This is a genomic window from Brachyspira alvinipulli ATCC 51933 (assembly GCF_000518245.1).
Classification (GTDB): Bacteria; Spirochaetota; Brachyspiria; order Brachyspirales; family Brachyspiraceae; genus Brachyspira; species Brachyspira alvinipulli.
The window spans coordinates 163016-172476 of record NZ_JADF01000018.1; the positions used below are offsets into that span (position 1 = coordinate 163016).

9 protein-coding genes are annotated in these 9461 nt (G+C 27.0%); all 9 read left to right on the top strand.

Going from position 1 to position 9461, the window contains the following annotated elements; genetic code table 11:
* Nucleotides 1-4 precede the first annotated feature (4 nt).
* A complete protein-coding gene (locus T324_RS0102220) occupies nucleotides 5-1993 on the top strand; it encodes a phage tail tape measure protein (protein ID WP_028328666.1) in 1989 nt (662 codons plus the stop codon).
* Nucleotides 1994-2033: 40 nt separating this feature from the next.
* Nucleotides 2034-3347 carry a methyl-accepting chemotaxis protein gene (locus T324_RS0102225; RefSeq protein ID WP_028328667.1) on the top strand — a complete coding sequence of 438 codons (1314 nt, stop codon included), beginning with the start codon at nucleotides 2034-2036 and terminating at the stop codon, nucleotides 3345-3347.
* Between the two features lie 17 nt (nucleotides 3348-3364).
* Nucleotides 3365-4375 carry a hypothetical protein gene (locus tag T324_RS0102230; protein ID WP_028328668.1) on the top strand — a complete coding sequence of 337 codons (1011 nt, stop codon included), beginning with the start codon at nucleotides 3365-3367 and terminating at the stop codon, nucleotides 4373-4375.
* Between the two features lie 3 nt (nucleotides 4376-4378).
* Nucleotides 4379-4945, top strand: a complete 567-nt coding sequence (locus T324_RS0102235) for a hypothetical protein (protein WP_028328669.1) — start codon at nucleotides 4379-4381, stop codon at nucleotides 4943-4945.
* 1 nt (nucleotide 4946) lies between these two features.
* Nucleotides 4947-5270 carry a phage GP46 family protein gene (locus T324_RS0102240; RefSeq protein WP_028328670.1) on the top strand — a complete coding sequence of 108 codons (324 nt, stop codon included), beginning with the start codon at nucleotides 4947-4949 and terminating at the stop codon, nucleotides 5268-5270.
* Entirely contained in the window at nucleotides 5263-6309 is a 1047-nt protein-coding gene (locus T324_RS0102245) for a baseplate J/gp47 family protein (RefSeq protein WP_028328671.1), read from the top strand. Before T324_RS0102240 ends, T324_RS0102245 begins: the two co-directional genes overlap by 8 nt.
* On the top strand, nucleotides 6300-6866 hold the full coding sequence (locus T324_RS16495) for a hypothetical protein (protein WP_038374941.1): 567 nt from the start codon (nucleotides 6300-6302) through the stop codon (nucleotides 6864-6866). The genes T324_RS0102245 and T324_RS16495 overlap by 10 nt, the downstream gene beginning before the upstream one ends.
* 14 nt (nucleotides 6867-6880) lie before the next feature.
* A complete protein-coding gene (locus T324_RS17630) occupies nucleotides 6881-8320 on the top strand; it encodes a hypothetical protein (protein WP_051436760.1) in 1440 nt (479 codons plus the stop codon).
* Between the two features lie 467 nt (nucleotides 8321-8787).
* Nucleotides 8788-9384 carry a DUF4145 domain-containing protein gene (locus T324_RS16505; RefSeq protein ID WP_051436761.1) on the top strand — a complete coding sequence of 199 codons (597 nt, stop codon included), beginning with the start codon at nucleotides 8788-8790 and terminating at the stop codon, nucleotides 9382-9384.
* The last annotated feature ends 77 nt before the right edge of the window (nucleotides 9385-9461 follow it).

The window sequence follows — 9461 nt, forward strand, 5'->3', positions numbered from 1 at the left end:
AACAATGAGTAATATAACAGCTGGCGTTTTAATAAAATTAAAAGATCAATTCTCTTCTGGTATTGATAAGGCTTCCAATAAAGTTAATTCTTTTCAGAGTAAAATGCAGGGAGCTTTTTCAAAAATAGATGGGATATTAAACTCTACAGCAAGTAATTTAGCTACTTTAGGAGTTTCTATAGGCGTAGGTGCTACAATTAATAAAATGATAGCATTTGAAGATAGGATAAATAAAATCGGAACTATAGCAAGAAGAAATGCTAAAGATGTAGAAACAGCAGAAAAACAATTAAATGGTTTAAGCGAAGCTATATATAAAGCAGCTATGCAGCCAGATATTAAAGTAGATGCAAATGAAATTATTGATGCTATGGACATTATAATGACTAAAACAGGCAATATGGATTTTGCTAAAGAAAATATAGAAAATATTGGAAGAGCTATGAGAGCATTTGGGGCTTCTGGTTCTGATATAGGCTCAATGATGTCTGAGTTTTCTAAATTGAATTATTCTGCTGAAGAAACTGCAAAACTAATGGATGAGCTTTATTATCAAGGAAATCAGGGTGCTTTTACGGCTTCAGAGTTTGCTAAATTTGGACCAGCTATAATAGCAGCTTATTCAAGTATTGGAACAGCTTCAGAAGATTTGAAAAATGCCAATGCTGTTATGCAGGTATTAACTGCAGGTACAGGGGATGCATCAGCTTCTGTTACTGTTCTTGAAAGTATTATGAGTGATTTAACTAATCCAGAAATACAAGAAAAATTACAAAATCTAGGAAATATTATAGGAGCAGACTTTTCTGTTAGAGATAGTGAGGGAAATTTTAAAGATTTGCATGAAATAATTATGAAAATAGTAAATGCAAAAGATAAAATGGGCGGTAATTTTGATATGCTATCAGATGTTTTTGGATCGGATTTATCAAGAGAAGCCATAAAGCATTTTGATAATTATGATGAGATATTGGAAAAAGTTTTAGATGTTTCTAATGCTCAGGGACAAGTAAATGCATCTGCAATGGAAAATGCACAAAGTTTGGCAGCTAATATACAAAACTTGCAGACAGCTTTTGATTCTTTTGCCAATAAAAATGTAGCACCATATTTAGAAAAAGTTACAGGAATATTAAATGATTTTGCTAAAAATCCTGAAAGATTTGATGCCGTATTCAAAGTTATAGCAGCTGGATTTGGAATATTTATGACAGCAAAATTGGTATCAGGGGTTGCTAATACAATTAGTTCAATAAACAGTTTGAAAAATATGGCAAAAGGCAATATATCATCTACGCTGCAAGCGGACAGTCGTCATATACAAGGAACAGGAACTCCTATTCCTGTTTTTGTTACAAATATGGGACAGTTTTTTTCAAATGGAAATAATTCTAACACATTCAATGTAGGTCAATCATCTTCAAATATACCAAATATCAATAATGGAAAAATGACTTGGAAAAGTTTAGGAAAAACAGCAGGTGCTATGGGTGCTGCTGTTACTGCTATACCAATGGCTATAAGCGGATTTATGGCTGCTAATGATCCTTCACTTTCAAAAAAAGAACAAAATAAAATGAAAGGTGAGGCTGTTGGAGGAGCCGTTGGAAGTATTGCGGGTACAGCTATAGGAACTAGTGCTGGAGCTGCTACTTCCGCTGCTATAGGTTCAGTTGTTCCTGGACTTGGCACAGCTATAGGGGCTTTAGTAGGTGCTGGTGTTGGTATTGCGGGAGGATATTTAGGAAGCAAACTTGGCGGAAAAATTGGAGAAAGTTTGACTAAAGAAGATACTTTAGAAAAAACTATTACTGCTAATAATATACAAAATAACAATGCTCAGGTTGAAATGAAAGGAGCTGCTAATATTGGAGTAGATATAAAATTGACAGATGAAAGAACTTATTATAAAGCTACTCCATACAATAATAACATACCAAATATAAATATACAAACAGGAAATATTGAAGAAATAAGAAATTATTCTTCTTAAATAACTAAAACATAAAAAATCCACTGTTAATAGGATAAAAATGGGTAATAGTAGTAATTTTCAATATCCTAGCTCTTCATCTTGGAGAGAGGCTTATGATATACAAAGCCTTGTAAAATATGAAGCTCCTAATATGGAAGCTGTTTATTTCTTATATGATAATATAAATATTTCAGGCGGACAGTCTTTAGATAATTCAAGTTATCCTAATTTTGGGTATTGGAGTAATACTTCAATTAATGAATCTGTTAATAAAATAAGAGTATCTGGCTTTTTAAGAGATGAAGAATATTTAAATAAAAAAATAGATTTAATAAATGCTTTTAAGATAAAAACAGATGATGAAAATCCAGCTTTTATTTTTTTACCTCTTTATCCCAGATTAAAAGTAACTTTAGAAAACTGGTCTATAGATGAAAAAGCAAATGAAAATGGTCAATGTAAAATAGAACTTAATTTTAATCTATGTGCTGATAGAAAAAATGATGAAAATTATAATTTTCTTAATATAGAAGATGCTAAAAACAATGTTCAGGAAATAGCTAATAAAAATCTTGAAAAGAAATTAGAGAATAATTTTAATTATGATACTTTTTTATCAGGTATAAATAATGTATCAAGTAAACTTTCAAATGTTATTGGAATGATACAAGGAAAAGCAGATTATATTAATGATATGGCAAGGGCTATAAATACAATATCTTCTACAATCGCTCAAGGAATTAGAACTCCTTCAGTTTTCGCTGATGCTTTACAGAATGTTGTATCTTCAATAGTTAATGGAATAATAGATATAAAACAGTCTGTAAATGAAACTGCTGAAAGCTCAAAATCATTCGCCGCAGGCGGCACGCAAGGTGGGCAGACGCCACAGTCGTCAATTAACAGCATACTTCCAATAGAAAATGCAAAAAATAATGAAAAAAAAGTTTTACTTCAGTTTCTTAATTTTTATAATTATGATACTACAAAAGATACAATTTCTTTTAATGAAATGAATACTGCAAAAGAAAGTGATAATTTTATTAAAATAATTGCAGTTACTGCTGTTGCTAGTATTATAATTCAAATAGATGATAGTAAGGAAAAAATAAAAAATTATTTAGAACTATATGACAAATTAAATGATTCTATAAATAAAGATGATTATGAACTTAATAATGCTTTAATAGACTTAAAAATATCTGTTATAGAAGAATTGAAAATAAAAGAATTAAAGAAATTAAGAAAAATTAAGTTCAATAAGAATATGACATTATTAAATGCAGAGCATTTTTTGAACTCATACAATTTGAGAGATTTTAATTTTATAGAAGATAGTTTTGTACTTCCTAAAGAAATATTTTATGTTTAAATAGGAGTATTATTAAAATGCATATTAAAGTTTATGCTGGAAAAAGCAAGAGATTAATTAATTATAATTCAATTATTATAAAAAAGAGTATTGATGAAATATGTAATACTGCTGATATAGTATGTCCTTTAAGCGAATTAAAAAAAGTAGAAAAGCATGACAGGATAATAATAAAGGCTCTTATGTGGAATAATGAGGAGAGAAATGTAACAACTACTTTAGTTGATGATATTAGTGCAGTATTAAATAATAATCAAAAGCAGATGACTATACATTCACGTTCTTATGCAAGAGATATAATAGATTCTACAGATTCAGGAAGAATTGAAGGCGGTACATTAGTAGAGGTAGTAAGAAAAATAGCACAAAAATATAATTCTAATATAGTAGTATCACATTACCCTACAAACAAAGATAATTCACCTCCTATAGCATCTTTTACATGGGAAAATGAAAGTGTTTGGCAGAAACTGCTTACTATAGCAGAAAATAATGGCTATGCAATAGCTTCAAATCAAGCGTCTAATCTATATGTATGGGCTAGAAATACATATTTGGCAAATAATGCAAATCATAAAATCATAGAAGGAAAAAATATAAAATCAGCATCTTTAAATAAGAGAGGATATGAGCAGTTTAATTGCTATAGAATAAAAGGAAATTATGGAATAGGAGAAAAGTTTGATTATAAATGCGATACAAAAAGGGTATTTACACTATTTTTTACAGATGAAAATATATCTCAAAAAGAACTTTTAAATAGAGCTGAATCAGAATTAAAAAGAAGAAAATCAGATGAATTAAATATTAATATGTATGGTTGGGGATTATCATATGAGGAAATAGAAAATAAAAAAATAAAAAATAATGATAAGATAGAAGTATTTTATGAGCCTAAGCAAAAAATAAAAGTTAATATTCCTTCTTTTGGAATAGATGACTATAAAGTAATTAAAAGTGTTGAGCTTGTTCTTAATAATGAAGAGTTTTCATCTAATATAATTTTAGTAGATGAAGGAGCTGTATAAAATATGTCTTTGCCTAATCTTATTTCATCTATATCTTCTAAAATAGCAAATATGATAACTATTTCAAAATTTATAAAAAGAAATAATGATGATACTATTCAAGTAAAATCTTCTTATGATAAAACAATAGAAAAAAAAGAATTATTTCCTTATGGATTTATTGCAAAAGCTAAAGAAGGAGAAGTAATTATTTTATCTAAAGGCGGTAATTTTGACAGCTCTCAAATATTGCCTATTTTATCTAGTGATAAAGCTCCTGAAATTAAAGAAGGAGATACATGTATATATAATGAAAAAATATCAATAATTATAAATGAGGATATGATAAAAATAGGAGGAGATGATTTCGGCGGACTTATAAAAATAGAAGAATTAAAAAAAGAATTGGAAAAAAATAATCAAATACTTCAAGCTATATTAAATATATGTTTAGGAGCTCCTATACCAGAAGCTGGAAATGGAGCAAACTCTGCTTTTCAGCTTGCTTTAAGTACTGCTTTAGCTGGAAAGACAATTGCTAATTTTAGTAGTATAGAAAATACAAAAATAGTGCATGGAGCCAATAATTGAAATGTTAGAAATAGATCTAAACAAATATAATAATATAGAATATCTTGTTTCTATGAGCATTTATTCAAATAAAAATAAATGGTGGGCAGACAATGATTTTGGCAGCGATTTATTTGCAAAAAAAAATAAATTAAGCAAAGAAACTCAAAATGAAGTAAAAAGAATAATAACTGATTCTCTTGAATGGATAGTTGAAGACGGACTTGCAAAAGATATAGAAGTTGATACTGAAATAGAAAATAAAAGCAGATTAAATTATTCTGTTTTAGTCAGAAAGCCTGATAATAATACAGAAATTATAAAAGGAGTGTGGGATAATGAATGAATCTTTAGAGCAATTAAAATTAAAAATATTAAATCAATATTACAGTGAATTAAATCCTCTTGAAAATACTCCTAAATATAATTTAGTAAAAGTAATAGCAAATGTAGAAGCTGGTATTCAATATTCCCTTTTAGGTGATATAGAGTTTTTAAAAAAACAAATATTTCCTGATACAGCAGAAAAGGATTTTTTAAGAGCTCATTGGGCTGACAGAGTACCGCCTCTATATGCTGAGGTGGCGAGCGGAAGTATTTTGGTAAAAGGTATTGCTGGTGTTTCAATTCCTTCAGGCTCAGTATTTAGATCTGAACAAGGTAATAATTATTTTATGACAAAAACGTACATCATAGCAGAAAATGGAAGTGTAGAAATAGAAGTTCAGGCTGAAAATGCAGGTACCAGCTACAATTTAAAATCAGAATCTAAATTAAAATTAGCTTCTAATTTAATAGCAAATGTAGAAAGTGAAGCTGTTGTTCAAAGAGATATAGCAGGAGGAACAGATGGAGAAACAGATGAGGCTTATTTAATTAGAGTATTAAATTATATAAAAGGAAACAGTAATGGAGGAAATGGAGATTTTGCTGATGAAGCATTGAACTCATCATCAGAAGTAAGCAAAGCATTTGAGTTTAGAAATTTTAATGTATTTGGTGCTTTGCTTGTAGTTGTAATAGGAGGAAATGCAGATACTGGCTTTATGAAAGTATCAAACATAGATAAAGTTCAAGAGCATATAGAAAAAAAATATCCATATACAATATTTACAGTAAAAACTCCAGAAATTATAACTGTAAATATAACTATAGAATTAAAAAGAGAAGAAGATACTGTAGGAATTAGAGAAATGATTACATCTACTATTAAAGAATATTTTAATAAAAGAGTAAAGCCTGATATGGAAATAAAAGAAGCATTAATCAAAAATCTTATAGTTGATGATATTAATGTTACAGAAGCTAATGTTGAAATAGAAGGAGGAGATAAATACTATAATCAATTAGAATATGCTGTTTTAGGAACTATAACATGGAACTAAATATTAAAGATGAAAAAACTTATTTTGAAGCTGTAAAAAGTCTTTATCCTGAAGGGGTATTTTTTGAAAGTCAGTTTGAAAATGAAAACTCTGATATGTCTAAATTAGCAAAACTTCAGGCTGATATGATAAAAAAAATAAAATTAGAATTAAAGAAATTATGGCTTGAAGCCAGGCTTGAAACTTGTACAGAAGATACGATAGAAGATTATGAAAGAATACACTCTAAGGAAATAAGAAATGGTTTAAGTTTAGAAAAAAGAAAATTACTTATTTTGCAAAATGATTTGCTTGTTTCTCAAAACCCAAAAGATACTATTAACAATCTTATAAAAAATGATTATCAAACAGAAATATTAAATATTAATGCTAATCATAAAATATCTGTATTCGGACATGCATCTTTTGGTCATACAAGACTTTATAATTATAGAGCATTTTGTTCAGTAATAATAAAATTAAAAAAGATAGAAGATTCAAATAAAAAAATAGAATTAGAAGAGTTTTTAATAAATTTATTTGATGCAAATAAAATAATATTTTTTGATTATGTATAAAGGAGTTAATTTTTATGTCATTATATCCTAAAGACCAAGAAATCACAGTTTTTGGAGAAAATATAAAATATCCGAATATGGGAGAAGATGGAAAGTTTACAAATGGAAGTTTTTCTGACCCTAAAATTAAGCCTTCTTTTATTCCAGCTGAAACTATAAACCTTATTTTGGATAATTTGGAAAATGTTATAAAAGAAGCTGGTATTGAAAGTAATAATCAAGATACAAATCAATTGATAAATGCTGTAAAAAAACTTGCTGGAGATAATGTCAGTAAATTTAAATATAAATTAGAAGAATTTGATACTGGTAAAATTTGGATAGATGACAGAATTATATACGGCAGAGTATTTGTAATAGAAAATTTAAATACTCAGCATTTTCCTATAGAGATTCATACATTTGATGATATAGATAAAATGATAGACTATAAAATAATAGGTGTTTATAATTATGATGTTGTAAAACAGCTATTCAAAGATTATTTAATAGGTAAAGATAAAATGCCTGCTATTTTAGCTTTATATATAGAAAACAACATTTTATATTTTCATTGTTTAACAAATCCAGATCTAATTATAAATAATAATGACAATAAATTAGAAATATATATAGAATATATAAAAAATAATAAAACTTTACTTATTATAAATCCATTATCTTTAGATTTATATGAAGATATAGACAGGATATCAGAATTGCAGGTAAATACAGATGCTGAAACTTTTGAAGCTAGAATAGAAAATCAAGAAATAGCTTCATTAATTATAGAAGAAAATAAATTAAGAGTTGTACAAAAAAAGATAGGAAGTTCAAATATAATAATAGAAGCTCATGCATCTGGAAGAGAAAAAGCAAGCGTAACTATACCAATACAGATAAAAGAAAGACCAATTACAACTTTAACTTTATCATCTCAAAGCGGTGAAGTTAAGCAAGATGAAACTATTTCAATTACTGCTGATACTAATGCTGATAGTATAGAAGCTCAAATAAATAATTCTAATGCTCAAATAAGTGTATCTGGAAAAACTATTAATATTATTGGTAAAAATGTAGGTTCTTCAATTATTACAGTAAAAGCACAGATACCAAACTCTTTGGAAGTTAGTAAAAATTATAATTTAAATATTTTAGAAAATATATATTATAATTCGTTAATATATGGCAAAATAACTTCAAATTCAGCGTCATGGGGATACAATATATTAACAATTAATTGGACAAATAATAATTGGGATTGGAATTCTGGAAGAAATAATGTAGTAATTAAAACATATAATAGTAATAATCTTTTACAAACTATAAAATGTAATTATTATATTAGCTATTTTTCTCCAAATGTACAAAGTTCTAATGCATATTTTAAAAAAGATGGCGAAAAATTATTAGCATATCAATCAAGACTTAATAATGTCGAATCTATTACTGATATAGTAATATTTTCAGCATAATAAGTACTAATAGCCACTATTTTTATGGCTAGTTTTTTTGAATACCTTTTATTTTGGGATAGCATTTTGTTTTGGGCATTATTTAGTATCGTAATATATACTTTTTTATAATTAGCTCCGTTTTCTAATTTGTATAAATCTTCTAAAACGTTGCCTTGAATAGTTTGAGGTTTATACACAGTTTTATAAACCTCTAAAAATTTCTTATTTCTTACTTCCAATGATAAGTGAGGTGTTTTATTTTCTATAATCTCTTCTTCTTTAATATATTTAATATCTGGAGCTAAAATTATATTAGAACAGCTTAAAATAAAAATAACAATAATAATAAAAATGATTTAATATACATATATGCTTATATTAGCATGATGTAAATTCAAGTCAAGGCAAAAAGGCTATATTTAACTTGATTTAAAAAATATTTATTTATTATAAATAATGTTAATAATAAAATGGAGCTATTTTTTATGGAAAACTATACAAATCTAAAATGGCAATCAATAGATGAATATAAATCTATAAGTTTTATATGTTGGAATTGTGGAGAAAATATTGCATCAGAAAAAGCATATGGAGCAACATATTATTCTACAGGTTACAAAAAAAATTTTTATATAGGATTAGTTTATATATGTCATAAATGTAATGCTCCAAACATATTTAATAGAGATGGAGATCCTATAATAAAACCTCCTTATGGTAAGAATATTGATAAATTACCAAATGAAATAAGAGAAGCGTATAATGAAGCTAGAAAATGTATGCAAGTTGGAGCATATACTGCTGCTAGTATGATTTTAAGAAAAATATTAATGAATGTAGCTGTTTCTGAAGGAAAAGAAGAAGGTGATACATTCAAAAATTATATAGATTATTTAGACAATGAAGGTATCATACATAAAAAACAAAAAGGTCTTATAAATAAAGTTAGAGAAATAGGAAATGAAGCTAATCATGAGATTAAATCTGTATCTGAAGAAGATGCTCAATATATATTTAAATTAATTGAGCATCTATTGTTAAATAATTATGAATTTATAGATAATGATAACTCCCCAAATTAAGCTCATATTTAATATTATGCAATTAATTTAATAAATATATTCGTTGGTTTTTGACTCGTTTTTTGTTGGGGTTATCA